We start from the raw sequence: 26,027 nt of genomic DNA, 5'->3' as shown, positions 1-26,027 counted from the left end.
CTAGACCAGTTCACGAACCAGCGCGGTGAGTTCGGTGCCCGGCACCGGGGCCCAGTCCCGCTCGGGAGCCGCCACGAAGCCACTGCGGTCGTAGATGCGACGGGCTTCGACCATGTCGGCCTGCGTCGAGATCACGACGGCGCGGTCGCCGCGCTCGTACGCGACATCGAGCACGTGCCGCACCAGCGCCGACCCGACGCCCTTGCCACGGGCCGACTGCGCGACCGCGAGCATGCGGAACTCCAGTTCGCCCGTCTCCGCGACGTCCGCGAACGGCGACTCGGGTGCGGCGATCGTCACCGATCCGACGATCTCGTCGTCGACAACCGCGACGACCACATCGGCATGCTCCGCGCGGGACGCGGTGTCGCGCAGACGGTCCGCGTACCCGTCGGCCTCCGACACGAAGCCGCCCCCGATGTAGACGTCGGCGGTGAGCGTTCCCACGGCGTCGTAGTCGGCGGGGGTGGCGGTACGGATATCGATCATGGGCGTCACTATGTCAGCCACTCCCCTCCGCGAAAAAACCGATTCAGACGCTCCGAGCGGGGGAAATGAGACGCCCACCACACTCGGACCAGCCGGTCCGTCTCGCCGGGATCGCCCCGGCGAACCCATCCGTTACATGCGTCGCACCACACCCGAACCGACTCCGACCAGGATCGATGCTTTCCCGCCGGCTCTGTGGATCAACTCCCGAACGCCCCCGCGTCTCGCCCACCGCAAACCAGCGCTCAACGACATCGCGTCGTAGCGTGGTGTTCATCACGTAGACAACGACCCGCTGTCGGTGTGAATGTTCGTGTCGCGCTGTGCTTTCTGCCCGCCGACCGTCAGATGTCGTCCGGCCCGTTCTCGAGAAGTCGACGGAACCCGGCCTCGTCCAGGATCGGCACACCGAGTTCCTCCGCCTTCGCGGCCTTGGACCCGGGGGCATCACCGATCACGACGAACGCGGTCTTCTTCGACACCGACCCGGCAGCCTTGCCGCCGCGGATCAGGATCGCCTCCTTCGCCTCGTCCCGGCTGAAGCCGTCGAGCGAACCGGTGACGACGATCGACAGCCCCTCGAGGTTGCGCACGATCGACTCGTCGCGCTCGTCCTCCATCGTCACGCCTGCCGCACGCCACTTGTCGACGATGTCGCGATGCCAGTCGACGTCGAACCAGGCCACGACAGCCGCCGCGATGGTGCCGCCGACGCCGTCGACCGCGGCGAGTTCCTCGACACCGGCGTTCTCGATCCGTTCGAGGCTGCCGAACTCCCCCGCGAGCGCGCGCGCCGCCGTCGGCCCGACATGACGAATGGACAGGGCGACCAACACGCGCCACAGCGGTTGCTGCTTGGCCGAGCCCAGATTGTCGAGCAGACGACGACCGTTGGCCGACAACGTGCCGGCTTTGGTCCGGAACAGCGGCGCCTCGAGGAGGTCGTCCTCGGTGAGCGAGAACAGGTCGCCCTCGTCGCTGATGACGCCGGCCTGCAGCAGTGCGGTGGCGGCCTCGTAGCCGAGCACTTCGATGTCGAACGCGCCGCGCCCCGCGACGTGGAACACCCTCTCCCGCAACTGCGCCGGGCACGACCGCTGGTTGGGGCAGCGGATGTCGGCGTCGCCCTCCTTGGCGGGTGCGAGCGTCGTACCGCACTCCGGGCACTCCGTGGGCATCACGAACTCGGTCTCGGTGCCGTCACGCACATCGACGACGGGGCCGAGCACTTCGGGGATCACTTCGCCGGCCTTGCGGATCACGACGGTGTCGCCGATCAGCACGCCCTTGCGCTTGACCTCGGACGCATTGTGCAGCGTCGCGAGCGCCACCGTCGACCCCGCCACCAGTACCGGTTCCATATACGCGAACGGGGTGACGCGTCCGGTGCGGCCGACGCTCACACGGATGTCGAGAAGTTTGGTGGTGGCCTCCTCGGGCGGATACTTGTACGCCACGGCCCACCGCGGCGCGCGCGACGTCGCGCCGAGCCTGCGGTGCAGCGCCATCTCGTCGACTTTGACGACCAGGCCGTCGATCTCGTGCTCGACGTCGTGTCGGTGCTCGTCCCAGTACTTCACCTTCTCGACGACGGCGTCGACGCCGACGACACGCGAGGTGTGGGTGGAGACGGGCAGGCCCCAGGCCGCGAGCGCGATGTAGGCGTCGTACTGACCGACTGGGTCGAATCCCTCGGTGCGGCCCAGTCCGTGGCAGATCATGCCGAGTCGGCGTCGGGCGGTGATCGCCGGATTCTTCTGCCGGAGCGACCCTGCCGCCGAGTTCCGCGGATTCGCGAAGGGCGCCTTGCCCTCCTCCACGAGAGAGGCGTTGAGGGCCGCGAAATCCTCGAGCCGGAAGAACACCTCGCCGCGCACCTCGAGCAGCGCCGGGATCGGGTATTCATCACTGGGCGTGAGGGTTTCAGGGATACCCGAAATGGTGCGCGCGTTGAGTGTGACGTCCTCGCCGGTGCGTCCGTCGCCACGCGTCGCGGCACGGACCAGCCGGCCGTTCTCGTACACCAGGTTCAGCGCGACGCCGTCGATCTTGACCTCGCACAGGTAGTGCAGGTCCGATCCGGTCTCACTCTCCACGCGACTGGCCCAGGTGCGCAGTTCGTCGTAGTCGAAGACGTTGTCGAGGCTCAGCATTCGTTCGAGGTGGTCGACGGCCTTGAACTCGGTCTTGAAGCCGCCGCCGACCAATTGGGTGGGCGAATCGGGGGTCCGCAGGTCCGGATGCCGCTCCTCGAGGGCATTCAGTTCACCGAACAACTGGTCGAATTCGCCGTCGGAGACGACGGGCGAATCGAGCACGTAGTAGCGGAACTGGTGGTTGCGCACGACCTCGGCCAGCTCCTGCCAGCGTTCCCGGTCCGCGGGACTCGCGGGCTGCACCTCGACGTCGGACGGGCTGGTCATCGGGGTAGCGGCATCGTTCTGGTCCACCCGGGAAGGTTATCGCAGTGGCACGACAGATATTGCCGACGCGAAACCGTTCAGGGCGTCTCGGACGGGTCGGCGCCGTCGGCGAAGGCGCGGGTCAGCTCGCTCGACGACCGCAGCGCCGAACGCGCCCAGTCGAGGCTCGCGCCCGCCAGTCCGCACGCGGGTGTGACGGCCACGCGCGACGTGAGCAGCTCACGCGAGAACCCGAGCCGGTCCAGCAATCGGGTCGCCGGTTCGGCCAGCTCCCGCCAGCCGAGTATGCGCTCCGGCGCAGTGGTGGGTACCAGACCCAGCGCCAGGTCGACGCCGGCGTCGAGCAGGTTGCCGATGCCGTCCAGATCACGGGTGCGCAGGGTACTCACGTCGAACCCGACCATCGTCGCGCCGCTGCGGCGCAGCAGACCCCACGGAACGTCGGACGCGCAGCAGTGCACCAGGACCGGAGCACCGATCCGTTCGATCGCCTGCTGCAGGAAGTGCAGGGCCTCGGGCTCGGGCAGCGCGGGCGGAGCCTGCAGGATCGAGACACCCGGCAGCGAGCCGGCGAGGACCGCGGGCAGCGCGGGCTCGTCGAGCTGGACGACGATGGGCGACTCGAAGCGGCGGGCGGCGGCGGCGGCGTGCGCCGCTATGCCCTCGGCGAGCGACTCCGTCAGATCCCGCATCGCGCCGCGATCGGTGAGAACCCGGTGGCCGCCGAAGCGCTCGACCTGCGAGGCCAGCGTCAGCGGTCCCACCGCCTGCACCTTCACCGGCTGCTCCGTGCCGCGGCGCCCAGCCAGCTCCCACGCCTCCTCGAAGGCATCGAGATCCCGGGCCAGCAGATCCCGAGCGGTCCGGGTCATCGGGCCGACCCGCTGCGCCAGACGGTATCCGGAGGTGGAGGTGTCGAGCGGCATGTCGATCAACAGCGCAGCGGCACGGCCGATCATGTCGGCGCCGAGGCCACGCGCCGGAAGCTCGACCAGGTGGGGCAGCGCTGCGACCTCACCGACAACGATCTCCGCCGCCTCGCGCGGATCGGTACCCGGCCACGATCCGACGCCCGTCGCGACACCGACGGGAACCCGGAGGTCCGTCACGACCGGTCCGACGACGTGCCCGCGATGGTGCCGCTGCCGATCACGACGTCGCCGGCCGCATCCGGCCGGTACAGCACCACGGCCTGGCCCTTCGCGACACCCGTCAGCGGCTCCGACAACTGCACGACGATGCCGCCGTCGACTTCTTCGGCCACTGCGCGCGCTGTCCCGCCGTGCGCGCGCACCTGCACGACGCACTCGACCGGGCCGACGGGTGCCTGCCCCGACGTCCAGATCGCGCGGTCGGCGGTGATGGTCCACACCTCGAGTCGGGTGGCCGAACCGACCCGCACGGTGCCGGTGTCGGGTTCGATCGACGTCACGTAGCGGGGCTGGCCATCGGCAGCCGGGCCCTGCACACCGAGTCCCTTGCGCTGGCCGATCGTGAACCCGTGCACGCCCTCGTGCTGCGCCAGCACCTCACCGGTGTCGGCGTCGACGACCGCGCCGGGCCGGATGCCGATCTTCGCGCCGAGGAAGGCCCGCGTGTCACCGGACGGGATGAAGCAGATGTCGTGGCTGTCCGGCTTGTTCGCGACGGCGAGGCCACGCTCCGCCGCCTCCTCGCGGATCTGTTCCTTCGGGGTGTCACCGATCGGGAACATCGCCCGAGACAGCTGATCCTCGGTGAGCACCGCGAGCACGTACGACTGGTCCTTGTCTGCGTCGACCGCGCGGCGCAGCACGCCGTCCTGGAGTCGCGCGTAGTGCCCGGTGGCGACGGCGTCGAAGCCCAGCGCATACGCGCGGTCGGCGAGCGCCGCGAACTTGATCTTCTCGTTGCAGCGCAGGCACGGATTGGGGGTCTCGCCCGCGGCATAGGACTCGACGAAATCGTCGATCACGTCTTCCTTGAAACGATCCGCGAAATCCCAGACATAGAAGGGGATTCCGAGCACATCGGCAGCCCGCTTGGCGTCACCGGCGTCCTCTTTGGAGCAGCAGCCACGCGAACCCGTGCGCAGTGTGCCCGGTGCGGTCGAGAGCGCCAGGTGCACACCCACGACGTCGTGACCGGCAGCCACCGCCCGTGCCGCCGCGACAGCAGAGTCCACTCCGCCGCTCATCGCTGCCAGAACTCGCATCTAACGATTCCCTCCTCGGGCACCGGCGCTCGCCAGTCCGGCGGCGCGGGCGCGTTCGATCACCTGCGGCAGAGCGGACAGCAGCGTCTCGACGTCCTGCTCGGTCGACGTGTGCCCCAACGAGAAGCGGAGCGATCCGCGCGCGACGACGGGGTCGACCCCCATTGCGGTCAGCACGTGACTCGCGCTCGCGACCCCTGCGGTACATGCCGACCCCGTGGAGCACTCGACGCCCGCGACGTCGAGCAGCATCAACAGCGAGTCGCCCTCGCAGCCGGGGAAGGTGAAGTGCGCGTTGCCAGGAAGTCTCTGCAGCCGCCGCGAACCTGCCGGACCGTTGAGGACCGCGTCGGGCACGATGCCCTGAACGCCCTCGATCAGGCTGTCCCGCAAGGCGATCAGCTCGGCGCCGCGCGCCTCCATCTCGGAGGTCGTGATCCGCAGCGCGGACGCGAGGCCGACGATCGACGCGGTGTCCTGCGTGCCGGAGCGCAGATCGCGTTCGTGGCCACCGCCGTGCGACAGCGGCACGCACGGCACCTGACGTCCGAGCAACAGCGCACCGACGCCCTGCGGTCCACCGAACTTGTGCGCGGCGATGCTCAGTGCCGAGAGCCCGCTCGCCGCGAAGTCGATCGGCAGGTGCGCCGCGGCCTGGACCGCGTCGGAATGGATCGGGACGCCGTACTCGGACGCGATCGCGGCGATCTCGGCGATGGGATTGATGGTGCCGACTTCGTTGTTCGCCCACATCACGGTCACGAGAGCCGTCTCCTCGGCGTGCACGGCCAGTTCAGCACGCACGACGTCGGGATCGACAGCACCGTCTGCGTCGACGGGCAGCCACGTCACCTGGGCGCCCTCGTGCGCGACGAGCCACTCGACGGCGTCGAGCACGGCGTGATGTTCGACGGCGCTGGCGAGGATGCGGGTGCGCTTCGGATCGGCGTCGCGCCGGGCCCAGTAGATGCCCTTGACGGCGAGGTTGTCGCTCTCGGTGCCGCCGGATGTGAAGATCACCTCGGACGGGCGAGCCCCGAGACACGCTGCGATGGACTCGCGGGCCTCCTCGATGCGGCGCCGGGCCGAACGACCCGATCCGTGCAGTGACGAGGCGTTACCCACCGTCGCGAAGACCTCGGTCATCGCCTCGATCGTGGCCGGGTACACGGGTGTGGTCGCGGCATGGTCGAGGTAGACCGCTGAGCTGGGGGCAGGCGAGATCATGACCCGACAAGGATAGCCCGTGGTGCCGGACTCCCACGCGGCCGGAGATCCCCGTCACGCAGCGCGCACGTGGGCGGGCCCGTCCAGCCGAGCGAGCAGACGGTCGGTGACGGCGTGGGAACCCCGGCGCACCTGCCGTTCGCAGCGGTTCGCCAGCTCACGCCGATCGGAGCCCGGGCCCTGCAACTCCCCCGGAGTGACCGTTGCGCGCAGCCCCCGACTGCGGATGATTCGGCCCATCGACGCCCCGATCGTGTCGGCGCCGACGAACGCAGGCAGCGTCGACCCCGAACCTGTCGCGTCGACGTACGCCACCGCCAGCGGCAGCACCGGTCTCTGTGCGTCGATCGCTGCCTGGAACAGCGCGGGCCGGAAGCGCCCGAACGCCCGCCCGCACCACGTGGTCCCCTCGGGGAAGGCGATCACCGTCTCCCCGGCCGACAACCGGTCCCGGACGGCGGCCACCGTGTCGGGCAGCCGGCGCAATCGGTCGCGCTCGATCGGGATGACCCGCACCCGACGGGCCACCGCACCCAGCAGCGGCCAGGTCACCAGGTCGGCACGGGCGACGAACCGCCCGGGCGCCACCGCCGCGAGGACCAGCACGTCGAGCCACGACACGTGGCCCGCCACGACCAAGGTGCCGCCCGGCACTCGCAGGTCAGGCGCCCCGATGTCGACGCGAATCCCGATGCTGCGCAGCGCGGCCCGGGCCAGCCGCCGGTTCCACTGGGCGCGTGTCGCAGCCGGGAGTGCACGCAGCAGCGGGAACAGCAGCACGCTCGACGCCACCACCGTCAGCATCGCCCACCGCCCGCACACCGTCGGTACGGACACCCGATCCCGCCCCGACGGCAGACATCCCTCGCCGCACGGGCTCGTCGGCAGCCAGGGGTGAATCACGCTGCAGCCTCGAAGGTCGCCGACGCCCGCCGCAACCGTTCGAGGTAGCGGACGTCGGCGTCGTGCAGGCTCTGCAGGGCCACGAAATCAGCGACACCGAAGTCCGGGTCGTGCGCGGGTTCCCCGCAGATCTTCGCCCCCAACCGCAGGTAGCCACGCAGCAGCGGCGGCACCGCCGGCCGCAGCGGTGCGACGATGTCGTCGAGCGGCCGGCCGTCCACCCGCACCGGGCGCAGGGGCCGCGCCCACGACGACCGATCGGCGGCATGACGGCTCAGCAGGAAATCGCGCACCCCGCGCACGTTCGCACCGGCGACGGCGCCGGGCCCGTCCTGCATCGGCACCGAGACGCAGCCCATGACGGTCTCGTGACCGGTGAGCTGCAGGTAGTGCAGGATGCCGGCCCACATGAGCGCGAGCACCGAGCCGGACCGGTGATCGACGTCGACGCACGCACGCCCCATCTCGACCGCCCGGCGTCCGGCCGGATCGAGGGCAGCGAGGTCGAACTCGGTGGCGGTGTAGTAGCCGCCCGCCGCCACCGCCGCGTCGGGCGGGAGCATCCGGTAGCAGCCGACGAACTCATCGGTCGCGTTGTCGCGAACCAGCAGGTGATCGCAGAAGTCGTCGAATCGATCGGCGTCGAGACGGTCGTCGGACGCGGGGATCACGTATCCGGGTTCGGAGGCGAACACACTGTAGCGCAGACGCTGCGCGGCGAGACGGTGTTCGCGGTCGGAGGACACGAGGAGGGAGTAGCGCGACCCGGAGATTCCGGAGGTCACGGTGTCGGAGTAGACGGTTTCGACCGGTGACGAAGTTGTCATGGCAGAGGTCTATCGAGCCGGTACGGCGGCCGAGCGTCGGAGGCGTGTCGCGTCGGTGCAGCTTCGGTGAACGTGCCGCGCGCGAATTGACGCCCCGCGCCCCCGATCGCGCGCGCGGGAGACGAATCTGCGCGCGGGAAGTTGTGGACAACTTTCTCGCGCATCCACAATCTGCGGCAGGGCCGTCCCGACGCGCCCGGCGTCCAGCACGATGACGCCGTGGACGACGAACCGACTCACCGCCCGCTGCTCCGGCGCGATGCCCTCGCACGGGGCTTCACCGACGGCGAACTCCGAACGCTCTGCCGCAGCGGCGGGTGGGCCCGACTTCGCCCGGGCAGCTATCTGTCACCCGAAGCGCAGGAATTGCTCGACGACAGGGCCCGACACCGCGCCTTGCTCACGGCAACGCTGCCAGGCCTGAGCCGCGACGCAGTCGTGAGCCACCAGTCGGCGGCGGTGCTGCACGGGTTGTCGCTGTGGCAGATTCCCCTCGACCGGATCCACGTCACCCGCGACAAGTCCAGCGGCGGACGCCGGACCCGCCACCTGCACTCCCACAGTGCGCCGCTGTCCACCGACGATGTCGTCGAACTAGGAGGCGCTCGGGTGACGACAGTCGCCCGCACTGTCGCAGATCTTTGTCGGACCGTGCCGTTCGAGCGGGCCGTAGTCGTCGGCGATGCCGCGTTGGCGAACCCCGATCTGGCGCGCGATGCGATCGGGAGTGCACTCGACTACGCGGCGGGCCGGCCCGGTCACCCCGCCGCGCTGCGTGCGCTCGCCTTCCTCGACGGCCGCAGCGAGAGCGTGGGCGAGTCGCGCAGCCGTGCCGCGCTCGATGCGCTGGGGCTGCCGTCCCCGGACCTCCAGGCGTCACTGCTCGACCCGGACGGCCTGCTGCTCGGCCGCGTCGACTTCCTGTTCGCCGACGCCGGAGTGGTCGGCGAATTCGACGGGAAGGTCAAGTACGGCAAGTACCTTCGCCGCGGGCAGGACCCGGGCGATGCGGTGTTCGCGGAGAAGCAGCGCGAAGACCGGATTCGGGACGCGGGCTGGGAGGTCGCCCGGTGGACCTGGCGGGATCTCGACCATCCGGACGTGATCGGCACGCGGATTCGTCGGGCAATGAACCGATCCGCGGGCCGACGACGACCGCTAGGCGCGGTGCTGCGCGCGAATTGACGCCCCGCGCCACCGATCGCGCGCGCGGGAGACGAATCTGCGCGCGGGAGCTACCAGAGCCACCGATACAACGCGAGAGCCCCCGCCACCGGAATCGGCGACGGGGGCTCCCGGGAAGCTCGAGCTGGAATCAGCCCTTGTGAGCCTTCACAGCCTCGGTGAGCTGCGGTGCGACGTTGAACAGGTCGCCCACGACGCCGAAGTCCGCGATCTCGAAGATCGGGGCCTCTTCGTCCTTGTTGACCGCGACGATGGTCTTCGAGGTCTGCATGCCGGCGCGGTGCTGGATGGCACCGGAGATGCCGAGCGCGACGTACAGCTGCGGCGAGACCGTCTTACCGGTCTGACCGACCTGGAACTGGCCCGGGTAGTAGCCCGAGTCGACCGCGGCACGCGAAGCGCCGACAGCGGCACCGAGCGAATCCGCGAGCTCCTCGACGACCGAGAACTTGTCGGCCGAGCCGACGCCACGGCCACCGGAGACGACGATGGACGCCTCGGTGAGCTCCGGACGATCGCCACCGACGATCGGCGCGCGGGAGACGACCTTGACGGCGCCCTCGTCCTGAGCCGGAACCTCGACGACGACCTGCTCGCCGGCAGCGGCCTGCGGCTGCGCCTCGACGGCACCCGGGCGAACCGAGATGACCGGGACCTCGCCGTTGGCCTTGGCCTCGACGGTGAACGCGCCACCGAAGATCGAGTGGATGGCGCTGCCGTCCGCCTTGACCTCGACGACGTCGGACAGCAGGCCGGAGCCGATGCGGGCGGCCAGGCGACCGGCAACTTCCTTGCCTTCGGTGCTGGCGGCAAGGACCACGGCAGCCGGGCCGGCGGACTCGACCAGGCCGGCGAGGACGTCGACCTTCGGGGTCACCAGGTAACCCTCGATGTCGTCGGACTCGGCGACGTAGATCTTGGCTGCACCGGCGGCGGCGAGGGCCTCGGCCAGCTTCGCAGCGGTGCCGGCGGGGCCGGCGACGACGGCTGCCGGCTCACCGAGAGCGCGGGCGGCGGTGATGAGCTCGAGGCTGACCTTCTTGAGTGCACCCTCGGCGTGCTCGACGAGCACGAGTACTTCTGCCATTGCTTACTTCTCCCTGTCTTGTCTGCTGGTCTCGAGGGGGCTCGATCAGATGATCTTCTGGCCCACGAGGTACGCGGCGATCTTGCTGCCGCCGTCGCCCTCGTCGGAAACGCGCTCGCCAGCGGTACGCGGGGGCTTGGGGGTGGAGCCGGTGACGGTGGTGCCGGCGTTGGCGACGCCCACGGTCGCGGGGTCGACACCCAGGTCGGCCAGGGTGAGGACCTGAACTTCCTTCTTCTTCGCGGCCATGATGCCCTTGAAGGACGGGAAGCGCGGCTCGTTGATCTTCTCGGTGACCGAGACGATGGCCGGCAGCGACGCCTCGAGGCCGAAGACGCCCTCGTCGGTCTCGCGCTCGCCCGTGACCGTGGTGTCGGTGACCGTCAGCTTGCGCAGCTGGGTGAGCTGCGGAAGGCCGAGGTACTCGGCGATGATGGCCGGGACGGCGCCGATGCGGCCGTCGGTGGCCTCGTTGCCGGCGATGACGAGATCGGCAGCTTCACCGTTCTCGAAGCTGATCTGACCCAGAGCCGCAGCGAGCGTCCAGCCGGTCTGGACGGCGTCGGAGCCGTGCAGAGCCGGGTCGTTCACGTGAACGGCCTTGTCGGCACCCATGGACAGCGCCTTGCGGATGGCATCGGTGGCACGGTCGGGACCGGCGCACAGCACGATGACCTCGCCACCGTCGCGCTCCTTGATGAGGAGGGCTTCCTCGACGGCGCGCTCGTTGATCTCGTCGAGCACGGCGTCGGCAGCCTCACGGTCGAGCGTGAAGTCTCCGTCGGACAGCTTTCGCTCGGACCACGTGTCGGGAACCTGCTTGATCAAAACGACGATGTTCGTCATGGGTCTTCGTCGACCTCCTGTGTGTAGCCGGCTGATAGTCGCGAGAAACTCCGCGACATGCCGAGCTCTCGTAAGTAATTTCGTCGCACGTTGGCTGTGCGACAGATTACCTCACGCTAAGTTACCAGCCGGTAACTTGGGTGAAATCCGGTCTCACCATAACCGCCGACGAGGGCTTTCGTGGCTGTGATGTGGACCACCCCGACAACTGCCACTCCGGGTGCCACTAACCTCGCTGGGGTGAGCGAATCCACAGTCGGTTCCACTACCGAGTCCCTCGACGCCGGGGCGACGTCCTCCGACGACGCCTCCACGCTGCCACTGACCGGCGAGCGGACGGTGCCCGGAATCCCCGAGGAGAACTACTGGTTCCGCCGGCACGAGGTCGTCTACCGCGACCTGCTCCCCCGTTGCGCCGACCGTCGAGTCCTCGAGGCCGGATCGGGAGAAGGCTACGGCGCCAACATGATTGCCGACGTTGCGGCCAAGGTGACGGGCCTCGACTACGACGTCTCGGCGGTCGCTCACGTCCGTTCCCGCTACCCGCGAGTGGAGATGCTGCACGGCAACCTCGCGGAACTGCCGCTGGCCGACGGGACCGTCGACACAGTCGTCAACTTCCAGGTGATCGAGCATCTGTGGGACCAGGCACAGTTCCTGCGCGAGTGCCACCGTGTCCTGACAACGGGCGGCGAGCTTCTGATCAGCACGCCGAACCGAATCACGTTCTCCCCCGGTCGCGACACGCCGCTCAATCCGTTCCATACGCGTGAGCTGAATGCTGCCGAGCTGACCGAACTGCTCATCGAAGCGGGCTTCCGCGTCGCGATCATGACCGGCGTGCACCACGGCGATCGCCTGCGCGCGCTCGACGCCAAGCACGGCGGCTCGTTCATCGACGCGCAGATCGAGCGCGCCCTCGCCGGTGAACCGTGGCCCGAGGACCTCACGCGCGACGTCGCCGACATCGGCGTCGACGACTTCGCGCTGCGCGAATCCGACATCGACGCGAGCCTCGACCTCGTCGCGGTCGCCATCAAGGACCCCGTGAAATGACCGGCACTCAGGGGGGCCGGGCGGATTCCGCCCGAGAGCCGGGGATGTTCTGCTTGGTCCTGCACTCGCATCTGCCGTGGCTCGCGAACCACGGCAGATGGCCGGTCGGCGAGGAATGGCTGTACCAGTCGTGGGCGGCGACGTACCTGCCGGTGACACAGGTGCTGCGCCGCCTCGCCGCCGAGGGGCACTCGCGGATGCTGACGCTCGGTGTCACCCCGGTGCTCGCGGCCCAGCTGGACGACCCGCACTGCCTCGACGGCATGCACCACTGGCTCGGCAACTGGCAGATCCGTGCGCACGAGGCCGCCGGGATGCCGTCGGCCTCGCACAAGGAACTCGGTGCGCGCGAGCACCGTGCGTCTGCCGCAGCGCTGGCCGATTTCGAAACCCGTTGGCGCCACGGCGGATCCGCCGTCCTCCGCGAGCTCATCGACGCCGACGCCATCGAACTTCTCGGCGGCCCGCTGGCACACCCGTTCCAGCCGCTGCTCGATCCCCGACTACGCGCGTTCTCGCTCGGCGAGGGACTCGCCGACGCCCGCGCCCGCTGGGGCCACACTCCCACCGGGATCTGGGCCCCCGAATGCGGGTACACGCCGGGCATGGAAACCGGCTACGCCGAGGCGGGCGTGTCGCACTTCATGGTCGACGGCCCCGCACTGCGCGGCGACACGTCGGCGGGTCGGCCGGTGTGGAACTCCGACGTCGTGGCGTTCGGCCGCGATCTCGAGGTCAGCTATCGGGTGTGGTCGCCCAAGACCGGGTACCCGGGCGATGCCGCCTACCGCGACTTCCACACCTACGACCACGCCACGGGGCTCAAGCCCGCCCGGGTCACCGGCCGCTCGGTGCCGTCGGATCAGAAGGCCCCGTACGACCCTGACCTCGCGGCGGCCGCACTCGACAAGCACGTCGACGACTTCGTCGAGACGGTGCGCCGACGGCTGCGCAGCGAATCCGACCGTATCGGTCGGGACGCGCTGGTCGTGGCGGCGTTCGACACCGAACTGTTCGGCCACTGGTGGTTCGAGGGACCGCAATGGCTCGAGAAGGTGCTGCGTGCGCTGCCCGAGGCGGGCATCCGGGTCGGCACCCTCGCCGACGCCCGCACCGCGGGCTACGTGGGTTCGCCGGTGGAACTGCAGGACTCGTCGTGGGGTTCGGGCAAGGATTGGCGAGTGTGGGCCGGCGACCAGGTGCAGGATCTCGTCCAGCTCAACGCCGAGGTCGTACAGACCGCGCTCGACACCATCGACAAGGATCGCGATGCCCGCCATGGCGGTCCCGGACAGCCGGAACTTCGCAATCGGGTCCACGACCAGATGCTGCGTGAGACGCTGATGACGGTTTCCAGTGACTGGGCCTTCATGGTCAGCAAGGACTCGGCGGCCGGGTACGCCCGCGACCGAGCCCACAAGCACGCCCACGCGCTGCGGGAGATCGCCGACGCCGTTGCGTCCGGCCGCGACGACCACGCACGACGTCTCGCGGACGGGTGGAACGCCGCCGACGGCCTCTTTCCCGCACTCGACGCGCGACGTCTGCCCGGTCGCCGGACTGAAACAGCCGCATTCGCTGGGAGCGTGTGATGAAGATCTTGATCGTGTCGTGGGAGTACCCGCCGGTCGTCGTCGGCGGGCTGGGACGACACGTCCACCATCTCGCCACGGAACTCGCCGCGGCCGGCCACGAGGTGGTCGTGCTGTCCCGCCGGCCGTCGGGCACCGACCCGTCGACGCATCCCACGACGACGGAGATCGCCGACGGCGTGTTGGTGGTCGCGGTCGCCGAGGACCCGCCGCACTTCATCTTCGGCGAGGACATGCTGGCGTGGACGCTCGCGATGGGTCACGCCATGGTCCGCGCCGGCGTGGCGTTGGCGAAGGAGGGGATCGGCGAGGGCTGGCAGCCCGACGTCGTGCACGCCCACGACTGGCTCGTGGCGCACCCCGCCATTGCACTCGCCGAGTTCTACGACGTCCCGCTCGTCTCGACGCTGCACGCGTCGGAGGCCGGCCGCCACAGCGGCTGGATCTCGGGGCGGATCAACCGTCAGGTGCACTCGGTGGAGTGGTGGCTCGCCAACGAGTCCGACTCGATCATCACGTGCTCGGCGTCGATGCAGGACGAGGTCACCGAGCTGTACGGCCCGGAGTTGCCTCCCGTCACGGTGATCCGCAACGGCATCGACGTCACGACCTGGAGTTTCCGTCCGCGCGCACCCCGGCCCGGTCCCGCGACACTGCTGTACGTGGGGCGGCTCGAGTACGAGAAGGGCGTGCAGGACGCGATCGCCGCGCTGCCGCGGATCCGGCGCAGCCACCCCGGGACGACGCTCGCCATCGCAGGCGAGGGCACCCAGTTCGAGTGGCTGCAGCAGCAGGCCCGCACCCATCGGGTCGCGCGATCGGTGACGTTCCTCGGCAACCTCGACCACGAGGACCTGCTGGGCTGGCTGCACGGAGCCGACGCGATCGTCCTGCCCAGCAGGTACGAGCCGTTCGGCATCATCGCGCTCGAGGCCGCTGCAGCGGGCACACCGCTCATCACGTCGACCGCGGGCGGGCTCGGCGAGGCCGTCGTCGACGGTGTCACCGGACTGTCGTTCGAGCCGGGCGACGTGGACGGGCTCACCTCCGCGGCGCGCGAGGTGCTCGACGCCCCTGCGGCCGCGCAGCAGCGCGCAGTGGCGGCACGTGAGCGTCTCACCTCGGACTTCGACTGGCACAAGGTCGCCGAGGAGACCGCACAGGTGTACGCCGCCGCGAAGCGACGGGTCCGGCATCCGCTGGCCCGCCCGGCGATTCCGGAGCGTCCGCTACCCGGCCGGTAGCGCACGTCCCGGTCCCCGAAGGATCAGGCTCCGGCGCCGTTCCCGTTCACCGCGGGGACGGCGTCGGCCCCGTTCGTGGCGGTCTTCTTGCGGGCGATGTCCTCGAGCGCCGCGATGTACTTCGCCCGATCCGCCGCCCCGGACTCCCAGTCGGCCCTGCGGTTCTTGACGGCCTTGGCCGGTGAGCCCACGGCGATGCTGAAGTCGGGGATGTCGCCCTTGACGACCGCATGCGCGCCGAGCACACAGCCGCGGCCGACACGGGTGTTACGCAGAACCGTCACCTTGGCCGCGATCCAGGTGTCGGGACCGATCCGCACCGGGCCCTTCACGATGCCCTGATCCTTGATCGCCACGTTGACGTCGTCCATGCGGTGGTCGAAGTCGCAGATGTAGCACCAGTCGGCGACGAGGGTGGACGCGCCGATCTCGATGTCGAGGTACGTGTTGACGACGTTGTCCTTGCCGAAGACGACCTTGTCGCCGATCCGGAGGGACCCCTCGTGGCAGCGCAGGGCGTTGCCGTCACCGATGTGAACCCACTTGCCGATCTCCATGCGGGACAGACCGGGGGTGGAGTGGATCTCGACGTTCTTGCCCAGGAACACCATGCCGCGCGTGATGATGTGCGGGTTGGCGAGCTTGAACTTCGCCAGGCGGTAGTAGCGGACCAGGTACCACGGCGTGTACGCCTTGTGCGCGATCACCCATCTGAGCGAGGCCACCGTCAGGAAACGGGCCTGCTCACTGTCCCGACGTCGGGATCCGCGCCACCTCGTGCGCAACGGTGCGCCCCACATGCTCGTCATGGGACATAAGCCTACGGACCACGAGTGTGCGCCCGGTCACGTGCCCCGCCTGTCGGATCGTGGTCAGGTCGCAGCGTGTCGACCGACGCCGTGATGACCGGCCCACAGGTGCCGCGTGTAGCCGGGAACGACGAGAACGTGGCGGCGGCGGGCGCGGCGACGACGGAACGCCCGCACCCACTCGTCGTCGTGTGCGACGGCGTACGCGATGAGCGTGCCGGCCAGCGCGGTGATCAACATCGCGACGACCGAGACCATCACGATTCCCACCGTCGCGGCGATGCCCGCGACGAGGGCCCCGGTGATCGCTCGCCCCGCGGCCGGCGTGCCGAGGATGAAGTCGTCCGCCCCGGGGGCGACGGAATTCCTGGGCGGCGCAACAGGATCGGGGATCGGACTCGACTCCTCCGGACAGGGGTCCGGCGGCAATACATCGGCCGGGGACATCATGGGTTGCTGCGCGTCGACTTCGGATTCTGTCCGCGTTCCCGGCTGCATGAATCCATTAGACACAATTTCCTGCCGCGTGTCGCAACCGAATTCGATAAACGATCTGCAACGATCATCGCCCGGCCGAATTCCATCGATGACGTTTACCGCTATCGGACATTTCCGCCGTTCAGGGCACTTTCCACCGCCACGAACGGGAGGGCGTGCGCGGACGCGACCGGGGCGTGCGTCACCTGACCGGACCAGGTGTTCAACCCCTCGGCCAATGCCGGATCGGCCCGCATCGCCGAACGCCAACCTTTTTCGGCAACGGCGGAAACAAACGGAAGGGTTACATTTACCAAAGCGCGGGTGGACGTATGGGGAACAATGCTCGGCATATTGGGAACCGCATAGACAATTGAACCGTGAACCATAAACGTCGGATTGTCGTGTGTGGTCGGTCGCGAATCCTCGAAGCACCCGCCCTGGTCGATCGCGATGTCGACGAGAACACTGCCCGGGAGCATCCTCTCGACCTGCTCGGACGTGACGAGTCGCGGCGCCCGCGCACCGTGCAGCAGCACCGCACCGATCACCAGGTCCGCGTCGACGAGCGTCTGTTCGAGTTCGGTGCGGGTCGAGACGGCCGTCGCAATGCGGGATCCGAAGCGGGCATGCAGTGCCCGCAATCGTTCGACATCCTTGTCGAGAACCGTCACAGACGCCCCCATACCGACCGCGACCGCGGTCGCGTGTGTGCCCGCGCTGCCGGCCCCGATCACCACGACCCGACCCGGCGGCACGCCCGCAACTCCCCCGAGCAGAATCCCCCGCCCCACGCCCCCGGCCGTGGCCTGCAGCGCGTGGGCGCCCACCTGTGTGGCCACGCGACCGGCCACCTCGCTCATCGGCGCGAGTAGGGGCAGCGACCCGTCGGACCGTTCGACGGTCTCGTACGCGATTGCGGTGACACCACTCGACAGGAGCGCCTCCGTGCACTCCAGTGAGGCCGCGAGATGGAGGTAGGTGAACAGCACCTGCCCGCGCCGCATGAGCGGGAACTCCGGCGTCAGCGGCTCCTTGACCTTCACGATCAGGTCGGCCTCGGCCCACACGTCCTCGGCCCGCTCGAGAATGCGCGCGCCCGCCGCGACGAACTCGCCGTCGGGCATCGAGGACCCGATCCCCGCCCCGCGCTCGACCAGGACGTCGTGGCCGCGTGCGCGTAACTCGTTGACGGCCAGCGGGGTCAGCGCCACCCGCAGTTCACCGCTCTTGATCTCCTTCGGCACACCAATTCTCATGATGGCTCCTCCGCGGGAACGGATCCGTCCTTCGAGGGTCCCACGATTGGGCGTGGGGCGGTTGCCCGACGCCCAATCGTGGCCGGGATAGTCTCTGGTCCGGACGGATTCCGACTCGAGGAGATGTAATGCGGCGTGCCCTGCGGTCGTCGGCGGCGGCGCTGACGACGATCTCGGCCCTCCTTCTCGCAGGGTGCGGCGGAGATTCGGGCACCGAGGACGTCTTCGGTGCCGGCGGTTGGCCCGGCATGCATTCCGATGCCCGCAACAGCGACACGAGCGACGTGTCGGGATCGCGCTCCCTCGACGTCCAGTGGTCGCGTCCGCTGGGCGGCCCGACGACGACCAATGCGGCGGTGGCCGCGAACGGTCAGATCTTCCTCACCGCCCGCACCGAGGACGGCTGCAACCTCTTCTCGTTCCAGATCGACGCCGGCCGCAAACGCTGGTGTGCCCGGGTCGGGCCGGGCGCGTCCCTGTCGACACCCGTCGTCGACGCGACGACGAACACGTACGTGGGCGAGGAAGGCGCGATGCTCTCGTTCGACGAGCGTGGCCAATTGCGCTGGCGCACACCGGTCACCGGAACCCCACTGTCGGCCCAGTTCACCGGAGACGGCCACCTGCTTTTCGTGACGCAACTGGGGCAGGCCAACGTCCTCGACCCGCACACCGGCCGCACCGTGACAGCACCGTACGACCTCATCCCGCCGGCGTCGTACACGCAGGGCGCGAACATCGATCCGCTGCCGAACGGCCTCGGGCTCGACGACTGCTTCTCCGGATCTCCGCTGTGCCCTGTCGCGACCGCACCCACGATCGATCTCGAGAACGGGCGAATCGTGGTCACGTTCTGGCGTCCCGGCGCTCCGCAGGCCGACCTGATCGCTCTCCGGTACTCCGGCGGTGACAAGCCGAAGATCACCGAAGAGTGGTCCACCGCCACCCTCGCCGGGGGAAGCGCATCCGGTCCGGTTCTGTCTCAGGACGGAAAGACCGTGTACGCCAACGACAATGCCGGACATCTGTGGGCCCTCGAAGCCGAAACGGGCACCCCGAAATGGAATTACGACCTCGGCTACGCGGTGCGCAGCGGCCCATCCGTCTCCGACCGCGAGGTGATCATCCCGGCGGGCGGCGAGAACGGGAGACTCCTGGCCCTGCGGGACCGCGGCGACCACCCCGAGGTGCTCTGGGAGCGCGCCGACGTGGTGCAGATCGGGGCCTCGGCGCAGACGGCGGGTTCCGTGGCCTACACCGCCGTCCGGGACGGCACCGGACCAGCGCTACTCACGTTCGACGCCTCGACCGGCGAAACACTCGATCAGGATGTGCTGCCCGGAGCGACCGGCGCCACCGCCGGTACCTCCGTCGGACCGGGCGGCGAGGTACTCACACCCACGCTCATCGGCGAACTGTTCGTGCTGAAGTAGCAGTCAGTCCCGCGCGGCGCACACGAACGCGACGGGAGTGCGCCCGATCCGGGTGAGCACCACCGACATCGCCGTGGTGCCGCGCAACTTCAAGCGCGGGCGCAGCACAGCGGGGTCGATGTCGAGACCGCGAACCAGGATCTCGGCCGAGCCGCAGTCCCGAGCCGTCAGTTCCTGACGCAGCGCCTTCTCGGTGTACTTGAGCCGTGCCAGCACCCGGAACCCCCGAACCCCGTCGGGCACGCTGTCGCCCGTGAGATACGCGATCCGCGGGTCCAATTGCCACAACCCGTGCCGGGCCGCGTAGTGGCGCACCAGACCGGCCCGCACCACCGCGCCGTCCGGATCGACGATCCACTCCCCCGGCTCGCGCTCGGGAATCTCGTCGGACTCGGCATCGGTGATCTCCCACGCCGTCCCGTCCGAGCGCAGCACACTCGCCCGTCGGCTCACTCCGGTTCCGGACAGGCCCGGTGACCACAGGCACGCCTCACGGACGCCGCCGTCGAGTGAAACGATCTCCACCTCGCCATCCCAGTCGAGACGGTCGAAGTCCAGGCCCGGAGCACACTTGACCGCGAGATCGCGGCCGGCATAGACGTCGAGGAGGTCGGGCAACGGCGGCATCAACGCGGCCGGATCGTGGGTGCGCTTGCCGCCGGAACGTCGTGCCGGATCGGCGATCACGACGGTGTCGCGGGTACAGGGCCGCAATGCGTCGGCCCGGACCAGCGAGGCGCCGGGAACGTTGTGGGCCGCCATCGCGAGCCGCACCGTATCGAGGTCGCTGCCGATCACCGTGTCCGCCAACGGAACCAGCGCCGACAGTTCGGCACCTATCGAACATGTCACGTCGTGGACCCGACGTCCCGCCAGGCGTTGGCCGCGGTGCCGGGCGACGACGAGTGGGGTGGCCTGCTGCAGCGCGTCGTCGGTGAACAGCCAGGACTCCGTCCCCGACAGTTTGGCCTCGGCCTTGCGCCGCAGCAGGACCGTCTCGACCAGGAGGGCCGCACGGTCGCCGAAACGCGCACGCGCGCGGCCGATGTCGGCCAGACGCGTGCGCGTGGACAGCTCCGACTCGGCCGTTTCTGCAAGCGCCGCAATGCCCTCGGCGCTACGCAGGTAGCCGACGTCGTCGGTGGTGAATTCGTATCCCAAAGCTCGTTCGGCTCAGCTCAGTCGGTGGCGCCCGGCTTCACGCCGGTGATCATCACGTTGTAGAAGAAGTTGCGCGGGACAACGTGCTGGAGCACCTTGTCGTCGACCCAGCTCAGCGTCTTGAAGCCGCCGAACGCGAACTTGGCCCAGCCCCAGCTCAGCTTCTCCGGCGGCACGGCGGCCTCGAAGGTGCGAACCGGCCAGCCGAGCAGTGCCGCGGCGAACTCCTCCGTCTTCGCCTTGACCTCGACGGCGCCGGCCGACTTCGCGATGTTCTCGAGGTCGGTGGGATCGAAAGTGTGCAGGTCGACGACCGCCTCGAGCGCGGCGGCACGGGACGACTCGTCGAGTTCGGCCTGCGGACGACGCCAGTCGGCCAGGAACGGCAGCTTGGTCACGTTCGTGGTCGCGGCCCACGTCGCGCGGCCGAGCCAGCGGGCGTAGAAGTTTCCGATGGTGCTGGGCTCACCGGCGAAGACGAAACGGCCGCCCGGCTTGAGCACGCGCAGCACCTCACGGAGCGACTGCTCGACGTCCGGGATGTGATGCAGGACCGCATGCCCGACGACCAGGTCGAAGGTGTTGTCCTCGTACGGGATGGTCTCGGCGTCGGCGACGCGACCGTCGACGGGCAGTCCGAGGTGCTCGGCATTGCGCATCGCGACCTTCACCATGCCCGGGGACAGGTCGGTGACCGACCCGGTCTTCGCGACACCGCCCTGCATCAGGTTCAGCAGGAAGAAGCCCGTTCCGCAACCCAGCTCGAGGGCCCGCTCGTACGGCAGCGGTTGGTCGCCCGCGACGGCGTCGAAGCGACCGCGCGCGTAGTCGATGCAGCGCTCGTCGTACGAGATGGACCACTTGTCGTCGTAGGTCTCGGCTTCCCAGTCGTGGTACAAGACCTGGGCAAGCTTGGTGTCCCGCAGCGCAGCCTCGACCTCTTCGGCCGTGGCGTGCGGGTTGGGCGCGGGGTCTTGGGGGCTTGCAGTCATGCCGAGAATCCTACCGAATGGTAAGGAATGAACAAGTTCTAGTTTTCGCTCTCACGGTGACGCGTTTTGCGCACTTGTCGTGGTTTCCCGGACCCGAGAACGACGACAAGTGCGCAAAACGCGGGACGGCTACTTGCCGGTGAACTTCGCCTTGCCGGGGCCGTTCTCGACGAACGACTCCATGCCGATGGTGCGGTCCGCCGTCGCGAACAGCGACGCGAACAGGTGCTGCTCGATCTTCAGTCCCGTCGCCAGATCGGTATCGAGACCCTGGTCGATCGCGGCCTTGGCAGCGGCGATCGCACGGCTCGCGCCGCCGGTGAACTGCGACGCCCACGTGCGGGCCGCGTTGTACACCTCGTCGGGCGCGACCATCTCGTCGATCAGGCCGATCTGCAGGGCTTCCTCGGCGCCGACGAAGCGGCCCGTGAAAACCATGTCCTTGGCCTTGGCCGGACCCACCAGGCGCGCGAGACGCTGAGTGCCACCGCCGCCGGGGATGATGCCCAGCAGGATCTCCGGCACACCGAGCTTGACGTTGTCGCCGGCGATGCGACGGTCGGCGCCGAGCGCGACCTCGAGGCCGCCGCCGAGCGCGTAGCCGGTGATCGCGGCAACGGTGGGCTTCGGGATGTCGGCGATCGCACCGAGAGCCGACTGCAGGTCGGCGATGATCTCGCTCATCTGCACGAAGTCGAGCTCCGCCATCTCCTTGATGTCGGCACCCGCCGCGAACACCTTCTCGCCACCGTAGACGATGACGGCCTTGACCTCCGGATCGACAGTCGCCTGCCGCGACGCCGCCCGAATCTCCTCCTGCACCTGACGGTTCAGGGCGTTCATCGGGGGACGCGCCAGACGGATCGTGCCGATACCTTCGGAAACCTCGAGAGTCACAAACTCAGCCATGCGGCTCAGGCTACTGGGCGTCACCCCCAGGGCAGTGCCCCGGTGTCGTAGTAGCCCTCGTCGCCCGGGAAGGACACGCGCGGCTTGCCGTCCACGAAGGACAGCTGCGGCAGGATCGGCGAAATCTCCAGCTCGGCAGCGAGAATGGCGTCGACGCCGTCGAACTGACCCAGGGTCGCCAGCTGACGCCACGTCGGCGGCAGCAGGACGCTGCGGCGCTCGCGCCAGTCGTCGACGGCCGCGGCCGGTGTACGCCACGCGACCTCGGCGGCCTCGGACGTCTGACCGTCGGCATGCTGCCCCTCGGGCAGGACGGCGACGAAGAAACGGGTGTCGTATCGGCGGCCCTCCTGGACCGGCGTGATCCAGTTGGCCCACGGACGCAGCAGATCTGTTCGCAGCACGAGGTTCTCGCGCGCGAGGAAGTCCGCGAACGACAACTCACGTGACTCGAGTTGGCGCCGCGACTCCGCGTAGCCCGCGGTGTCGGCGACGACGCTGGCCTCGGTGGGCCCGGCCAGCAGCACACCGCACTCCTCGAACGTCTCCCGGACAGCCGCGCACACGAGGGCCTTGGCCCGCGACTCGTCGACGCCGAAGCGCTCGGCCCACCAGGCCGGCGACGGGCCCGCCCAGCGGATGTTCGCGTCACCGTCACTCGGATCCACGCCGCCGCCGGGGAACACGGTCATCCCGCCGGCGAACGCCATCCCGGCGACTCGACGGAGCAGGAACACCTCGACGCCGTCATCCCCGTCACGCACGAGCATGACGGTGGACGCGTCCTTGGGCGCGGGAGCCGTCGACTCGGTCTGCGCCTCGTCGAACATTTCGGCCTGCTGCGGGGCACCTGTGGTGGAGGCGCCCGACTCTCGAGAAGTTCCCATACCGGGAACTTACGCCCCGAGTGACGGACGCCTCATCACGAGTCCCACTGGGCACGTCGGCTCCGCGTGTCGCGGATCGTCGTGCGACGGATGTCAGGCGCGGTGCAGCCCGGGATGCCTTGTCCGGCGGGCGAAGTACCGGCCGTCGACGCGATCGAGCGTGATCGACTGGCTGAAGGCCTCGCTGATATTCTCGGCCGTGATGACGTCGTCGAGCAGTCCCTGCGAGACCACGCGCCCCTCGGACAGCAGCATCGCGTGCGTGAAGCCCGGCGGGATCTCCTCGACGTGGTGCGTGATCAACACGGTCGCGGGCGAATCCGGGTCGGCCGCCAGATCTCCGAGGCGCGCGACGAGTTCCTCGCGGCCACCGAGATCGAGGCCCGCCGCGGGCTCGTCGAGTAGCAGCAGTTCCGGATCGGTCATCAGCGCGCGGGCGATGAGGACCCGCTTGCGTTCCCCCTCCGACAGGGTGCCGTACACCCGGTTCGCGAGATGCTCCGCGCCGAGGCTCTCGAGAGTCTCGACCGCCCGCTCGGTGTCCATCGCCTCGTAGTTCTCACGCCAGCGACCGAGCACCGAGTAGCCCGCCGACACCACCAGATCGCTGACGATCTCGTCCGCCGGGACCCGGTGAGCGAGCGACGACGACGACAGACCGATCCGCGGTCGCAGCTCAGTGATGTCGACCTTGCCGAACGTTTCGCCGAACAGACGCGCCACACCGGACGTCGGGTGGATCTCGGCGGCGGCCATCCGCAGCAGCGAGGTCTTGCCCGCGCCGTTGGGGCCGAGGACGACCCACTTCTCGTCCAGCTCCACTTTCCAGGAGACCGGGCCGACGAGGGTCGCTCCGCCACGGCGAATCAGGACGTCTTCGAAATCGATGAGGAGATCAGGATCTGGTTCCGACACAGCGACCATCTTCGCGTACTGCCCTTCGAGCGGTCCGACCGGACCGGACCTGCGTGTCGTCGGACAGATCAGGGAATCGGTGCGATCACCGTCATCGAACCGGGTGCGACCTCGGTGAATCCGGCGTCGCGCACCGCCACGGCGGCTCCCCGGGCGACTTCGTCACACAACTGCGCCCACCGCTGCGGATCGGCGTCACGAACCGCGCAGCGGTAACCGTCCTCGGCCCAGAGGCGGGCCCGTTCCAGAGTCATCGCTCCGGCGAGGATCATCGACGCGTGCCCCACCTGCGCCGCGGCCTTGCCGACGGTCATGTCGAGTGAGGCGTTGACCCACAGAATCGGCAGCCCCGGTTCGACGGGGCCCGGCTCGTCGTGCTCGAGATCGGTGCCGCCGATCTGCAACTTCCGTATCCGGGGATCGAGCGCGCCGACCTGTCCGGGCACCAGCGCCCGAGCCTGCGCGCCGCCCACGTCGACGGTCACGCCGTCGACCTCCTGTGCCGCGAGCCACTGCGCGCCACGCGCTCGCCGGGCCACTTTGCGGATGCGGGCATCCGTCCATTCACGCAGCGCGTGCTGCCACGGCCCGGGTTCGCCGTCCTCGTCCGGCCCGACGCGGGCGTCGAGGCACAACGCGACGGTTGCCGTCGCGGCCGCCGCGAGCAGGTCGCTGCGAGCAGGCGGATCAACCTTGGGGATGTGCAGCACGATCGGCATCGCGAGCACCTGCGACGGATCGTCCGGGTCGGGTCGGCTGCCGTAGCCGGCGGCAAGCATGCCGTGCCGCGCCGCGAACCCGTCCCCGGTGAGGGTCATGCGATCGGCACGCGCCGCACGACGCCGTCGACCGCGTCGGCGGCCTCGACCTCGTCGCGGGTGACACCGAGGATGAACAGCACGGCATCGAGGAACGGGTGCGACAGCGCCGCGTCCGCGACCTCCCGCAGCGCGGGCTTCGCATTGAACGCGACACCGAGGCCGGCGGCGGTGAGCATGTCGATGTCGTTGGCGCCGTCGCCGACCGCGACGGTCTGCTCCATCGGCACACCGACCTCGGCCGCGAACTTGCGCAGCGCGACTGCCTTCGCCGCGCGATCGACGATGTCGCCCACGACGCGTCCGGTGAGCTTGCCGTCCACGATCTCGAGGGTGTTGGCCTGCACGAAGTCGAGTTCGAGTTCGTGTGCGAGACCCTCGATCACCTGACGGAACCCGCCCGAGACGACACCGCAGTGGTAGCCGAGCCGGCGCAGCGTCCGGATCGTCGTGCGAGCACCGGGCGTGAGCTGCAGATCGGCGGCGACGTCGTCGATGACCGAGGCGTCGAGACCGGCGAGCGTCGCGACGCGCTGGTGCAGCGACTCGGTGAAGTCGATCTCACCCCGCATCGCCGCCTCGGTGACGGCACGGACCTCGTCCTCGACGCCGGCGCGGGCCGCGAGCATCTCGATGACCTCACCCTGGACGAGCGTGGAGTCGACATCGAACACGATGAGCCGCTTGGCGCGGCGCGCCAGACCACCGCGCTCGACGGCCACGTCGACGTTCGCGCCGGCCGCGACCTCGGCCAGGCCCGCCCGCAACTGCGCGTCGGCGGCCTCGCCGGTGCTCGACGCGGTGACCATGAGCTCGAGCCCGGTCACCGGATAGTCGGCGACGCCGCGGATCGAGTCGATGTTGGCGCCCTGGCGGGCGAGCTCACGGGAAAGCGAGCGGAAGGCGCGCGCGCTGACCGGGCTGCCGAGCACCACGACGGCGTGGGTGGAGACGTGCTGCCGACCGGCCGGGTCGGCACCTATCTCGATGTCGACACTCATGCCGACCGTGTCCATCGCCTCCTCGAGCTCCTCCTGGAGTGCCTCGGGGTCGGTGGGGCACGCGACCAGGACGCCCAGCGTGAGGCGCCCCCGGATCACGACCTGTTCGACGTCGAGCAGGCTCACGTCGTGGCGCGACAGCGCCCCGAAGAGCACCGACGTGACGCCGGGCCTGTCCGGACCAGTAACCGTCACCAGAACCGTGGCGTCTGACGCACCCACCGAGAGAACTCCGTTCGTTTGGGCTCGAATCGAAAATGAACTATCGCTCCCCATTCTGCCAAGTCAGCGCG

Annotated in this window: 24 protein-coding genes; 5 read left to right on the top strand and 19 right to left on the bottom strand. The window is 69.3% G+C overall.

Annotation, left to right across the window (positions count from 1 at the left end; genetic code table 11):
* The 7 genes from C8K36_RS04175 to C8K36_RS04145 form a co-directional block, all read right to left on the bottom strand.
* A complete protein-coding gene (locus tag C8K36_RS04175; RefSeq protein ID WP_107983761.1) occupies positions 1-489 on the bottom strand; it encodes a GNAT family N-acetyltransferase in 489 nt (162 codons plus the stop codon).
* A 344-nt stretch (positions 490-833) separates the two neighbouring features.
* Positions 834-2,912 carry an NAD-dependent DNA ligase LigA gene (ligA, locus tag C8K36_RS04170; protein ID WP_107983122.1) on the bottom strand — a complete coding sequence of 693 codons (2,079 nt, stop codon included), beginning with the start codon at positions 2,910-2,912 and terminating at the stop codon, positions 834-836.
* 77 nt (positions 2,913-2,989) lie between these two features.
* On the bottom strand, positions 2,990-4,021 hold the full coding sequence (locus C8K36_RS04165; RefSeq protein ID WP_107983121.1) for a methionine synthase: 1,032 nt from the start codon (positions 4,019-4,021) through the stop codon (positions 2,990-2,992).
* The gene (gene mnmA / locus C8K36_RS04160) at positions 4,018-5,106 is read right to left on the bottom strand and encodes a tRNA 2-thiouridine(34) synthase MnmA (protein ID WP_107983120.1); all 1,089 of its coding nucleotides are present in this window, start codon (positions 5,104-5,106) and stop codon (positions 4,018-4,020) included. Before mnmA ends, C8K36_RS04165 begins: the two co-directional genes overlap by 4 nt.
* The gene (locus tag C8K36_RS04155) at positions 5,107-6,333 is read right to left on the bottom strand and encodes a cysteine desulfurase family protein (protein ID WP_107983119.1); all 1,227 of its coding nucleotides are present in this window, start codon (positions 6,331-6,333) and stop codon (positions 5,107-5,109) included.
* 54 nt (positions 6,334-6,387) lie between these two features.
* Entirely contained in the window at positions 6,388-7,170 is a 783-nt protein-coding gene (locus tag C8K36_RS04150) for a lysophospholipid acyltransferase family protein (RefSeq protein WP_258195020.1), read from the bottom strand.
* Positions 7,171-7,232: 62 nt separating this feature from the next.
* Complete coding sequence (locus C8K36_RS04145) at positions 7,233-8,063, bottom strand: GNAT family N-acetyltransferase (protein ID WP_107983117.1); 831 nt, start codon at positions 8,061-8,063, stop codon at positions 7,233-7,235.
* 219 nt (positions 8,064-8,282) lie between these two features.
* On the opposite strand from C8K36_RS04145, the gene C8K36_RS04140 reads away from it, so the two are divergent.
* Positions 8,283-9,248: a hypothetical protein gene (locus C8K36_RS04140; RefSeq protein WP_258195019.1), complete on the top strand. Its 966-nt coding sequence runs from the start codon at positions 8,283-8,285 to the stop codon at positions 9,246-9,248.
* A 130-nt stretch (positions 9,249-9,378) separates the two neighbouring features.
* Here the strand turns inward: C8K36_RS04140 and C8K36_RS04135 are convergent, their stop codons facing one another.
* The gene (locus tag C8K36_RS04135; RefSeq protein ID WP_107983116.1) at positions 9,379-10,335 is read right to left on the bottom strand and encodes an electron transfer flavoprotein subunit alpha/FixB family protein; all 957 of its coding nucleotides are present in this window, start codon (positions 10,333-10,335) and stop codon (positions 9,379-9,381) included.
* Positions 10,336-10,380: 45 nt separating this feature from the next.
* Positions 10,381-11,181 carry an electron transfer flavoprotein subunit beta/FixA family protein gene (locus C8K36_RS04130; RefSeq protein ID WP_107983115.1) on the bottom strand — a complete coding sequence of 267 codons (801 nt, stop codon included), beginning with the start codon at positions 11,179-11,181 and terminating at the stop codon, positions 10,381-10,383.
* Between the two features lie 240 nt (positions 11,182-11,421).
* Here C8K36_RS04130 and C8K36_RS04125 point away from each other — a divergent pair, with 240 nt between their 5' ends.
* The 3 genes from C8K36_RS04125 to C8K36_RS04115 are packed head-to-tail and all read left to right on the top strand — an operon-like array spanning position 11,422 to position 15,073.
* Entirely contained in the window at positions 11,422-12,237 is an 816-nt protein-coding gene (locus C8K36_RS04125) for a class I SAM-dependent methyltransferase (protein ID WP_107983114.1), read from the top strand.
* Positions 12,234-13,829, top strand: a complete 1,596-nt coding sequence (locus C8K36_RS04120; protein ID WP_181319352.1) for a glycoside hydrolase family 57 protein — start codon at positions 12,234-12,236, stop codon at positions 13,827-13,829. Before C8K36_RS04125 ends, C8K36_RS04120 begins: the two co-directional genes overlap by 4 nt.
* Positions 13,829-15,073, top strand: coding sequence for a glycosyltransferase family 4 protein (locus C8K36_RS04115; protein ID WP_107983113.1), 1,245 nt, complete (start codon positions 13,829-13,831; stop codon positions 15,071-15,073). Before C8K36_RS04120 ends, C8K36_RS04115 begins: the two co-directional genes overlap by 1 nt.
* Positions 15,074-15,096: 23 nt before the next feature.
* Here C8K36_RS04115 and C8K36_RS04110 read toward each other — a convergent pair whose 3' ends face one another.
* The 3 genes from C8K36_RS04110 to ald all read right to left on the bottom strand — a co-directional run bounded on the left by C8K36_RS04110 (position 15,097) and on the right by ald (position 17,618).
* Positions 15,097-15,882 carry an acyltransferase gene (locus C8K36_RS04110; RefSeq protein WP_107983112.1) on the bottom strand — a complete coding sequence of 262 codons (786 nt, stop codon included), beginning with the start codon at positions 15,880-15,882 and terminating at the stop codon, positions 15,097-15,099.
* A 63-nt stretch (positions 15,883-15,945) separates the two neighbouring features.
* Positions 15,946-16,380, bottom strand: coding sequence for a hypothetical protein (locus C8K36_RS04105; protein ID WP_181319350.1), 435 nt, complete (start codon positions 16,378-16,380; stop codon positions 15,946-15,948).
* A gap of 101 nt (positions 16,381-16,481) precedes the next feature.
* Positions 16,482-17,618 carry an alanine dehydrogenase gene (ald, locus tag C8K36_RS04100; protein WP_107983111.1) on the bottom strand — a complete coding sequence of 379 codons (1,137 nt, stop codon included), beginning with the start codon at positions 17,616-17,618 and terminating at the stop codon, positions 16,482-16,484.
* A 128-nt stretch (positions 17,619-17,746) separates the two neighbouring features.
* Between ald and C8K36_RS04095 the strand changes: the two genes are divergently transcribed.
* Entirely contained in the window at positions 17,747-19,051 is a 1,305-nt protein-coding gene (locus C8K36_RS04095; protein ID WP_107983110.1) for a PQQ-binding-like beta-propeller repeat protein, read from the top strand.
* A 3-nt stretch (positions 19,052-19,054) separates the two neighbouring features.
* On the opposite strand, the gene C8K36_RS04090 is transcribed toward C8K36_RS04095, so the two are convergent.
* The 7 genes from C8K36_RS04090 to serB form a co-directional block, all read right to left on the bottom strand.
* On the bottom strand, positions 19,055-20,212 hold the full coding sequence (locus tag C8K36_RS04090; protein ID WP_107983109.1) for a THUMP-like domain-containing protein: 1,158 nt from the start codon (positions 20,210-20,212) through the stop codon (positions 19,055-19,057).
* 17 nt (positions 20,213-20,229) lie between these two features.
* Positions 20,230-21,204: a class I SAM-dependent methyltransferase gene (locus C8K36_RS04085; RefSeq protein WP_107983108.1), complete on the bottom strand. Its 975-nt coding sequence runs from the start codon at positions 21,202-21,204 to the stop codon at positions 20,230-20,232.
* Between the two features lie 129 nt (positions 21,205-21,333).
* Positions 21,334-22,113, bottom strand: a complete 780-nt coding sequence (locus C8K36_RS04080) for an enoyl-CoA hydratase/isomerase family protein (protein WP_107983757.1) — start codon at positions 22,111-22,113, stop codon at positions 21,334-21,336.
* Positions 22,114-22,133: 20 nt separating this feature from the next.
* Positions 22,134-22,943, bottom strand: a complete 810-nt coding sequence (locus C8K36_RS04075) for an NUDIX hydrolase (protein ID WP_181319444.1) — start codon at positions 22,941-22,943, stop codon at positions 22,134-22,136.
* Between the two features lie 150 nt (positions 22,944-23,093).
* Positions 23,094-23,924, bottom strand: a complete 831-nt coding sequence (locus C8K36_RS04070; protein ID WP_107983106.1) for an ABC transporter ATP-binding protein — start codon at positions 23,922-23,924, stop codon at positions 23,094-23,096.
* Positions 23,925-23,983: 59 nt separating this feature from the next.
* Positions 23,984-24,733, bottom strand: coding sequence for an aminoacyl-tRNA hydrolase (locus C8K36_RS04065; protein ID WP_107983105.1), 750 nt, complete (start codon positions 24,731-24,733; stop codon positions 23,984-23,986).
* Positions 24,730-25,956: a phosphoserine phosphatase SerB gene (serB, locus tag C8K36_RS04060; RefSeq protein ID WP_107983104.1), complete on the bottom strand. Its 1,227-nt coding sequence runs from the start codon at positions 25,954-25,956 to the stop codon at positions 24,730-24,732. Before serB ends, C8K36_RS04065 begins: the two co-directional genes overlap by 4 nt.
* Positions 25,957-26,027 lie beyond the last annotated feature (71 nt).

The organism is Rhodococcus sp. OK519 (assembly GCF_003051005.1).
In the GTDB taxonomy this organism is placed as follows: Bacteria; Actinomycetota; Actinomycetes; order Mycobacteriales; family Mycobacteriaceae; genus Prescottella.
Note: the sequence above shows the minus strand (reverse complement) of the source record. Positions and strands in the feature narration are given on the sequence as shown.

Coding starts and splice junctions, on each gene's coding strand:
- C8K36_RS04175 (WP_107983761.1), bottom strand. CDS start 489: ATGATCGATATCCGTACCGCCACCCCCGCCGACTACGACGCCGTGGGA.
- ligA (WP_107983122.1), bottom strand. CDS start 2,912: ATGACCAGCCCGTCCGACGTCGAGGTGCAGCCCGCGAGTCCCGCGGAC.
- mnmA (WP_107983120.1), bottom strand. CDS start 5,106: ATGCGAGTTCTGGCAGCGATGAGCGGCGGAGTGGACTCTGCTGTCGCG.
- C8K36_RS04155 (WP_107983119.1), bottom strand. CDS start 6,333: ATGATCTCGCCTGCCCCCAGCTCAGCGGTCTACCTCGACCATGCCGCG.
- C8K36_RS04145 (WP_107983117.1), bottom strand. CDS start 8,063: ATGACAACTTCGTCACCGGTCGAAACCGTCTACTCCGACACCGTGACC.
- C8K36_RS04135 (WP_107983116.1), bottom strand. CDS start 10,335: ATGGCAGAAGTACTCGTGCTCGTCGAGCACGCCGAGGGTGCACTCAAG.
- C8K36_RS04130 (WP_107983115.1), bottom strand. CDS start 11,181: ATGACGAACATCGTCGTTTTGATCAAGCAGGTTCCCGACACGTGGTCC.
- C8K36_RS04120 (WP_181319352.1), top strand. CDS start 12,234: ATGACCGGCACTCAGGGGGGCCGGGCGGATTCCGCCCGAGAGCCGGGG.
- C8K36_RS04115 (WP_107983113.1), top strand. CDS start 13,829: ATGAAGATCTTGATCGTGTCGTGGGAGTACCCGCCGGTCGTCGTCGGC.
- C8K36_RS04110 (WP_107983112.1), bottom strand. CDS start 15,882: ATGACGAGCATGTGGGGCGCACCGTTGCGCACGAGGTGGCGCGGATCC.
- C8K36_RS04105 (WP_181319350.1), bottom strand. CDS start 16,380: ATGCAGCCGGGAACGCGGACAGAATCCGAAGTCGACGCGCAGCAACCC.
- ald (WP_107983111.1), bottom strand. CDS start 17,618: ATGAGAATTGGTGTGCCGAAGGAGATCAAGAGCGGTGAACTGCGGGTG.
- C8K36_RS04095 (WP_107983110.1), top strand. CDS start 17,747: ATGCGGCGTGCCCTGCGGTCGTCGGCGGCGGCGCTGACGACGATCTCG.
- C8K36_RS04085 (WP_107983108.1), bottom strand. CDS start 21,204: ATGACTGCAAGCCCCCAAGACCCCGCGCCCAACCCGCACGCCACGGCC.
- C8K36_RS04080 (WP_107983757.1), bottom strand. CDS start 22,113: ATGGCTGAGTTTGTGACTCTCGAGGTTTCCGAAGGTATCGGCACGATC.
- C8K36_RS04075 (WP_181319444.1), bottom strand. CDS start 22,943: ATGTTCGACGAGGCGCAGACCGAGTCGACGGCTCCCGCGCCCAAGGAC.
- C8K36_RS04070 (WP_107983106.1), bottom strand. CDS start 23,924: ATGGTCGCTGTGTCGGAACCAGATCCTGATCTCCTCATCGATTTCGAA.
- C8K36_RS04065 (WP_107983105.1), bottom strand. CDS start 24,733: ATGACCCTCACCGGGGACGGGTTCGCGGCGCGGCACGGCATGCTTGCC.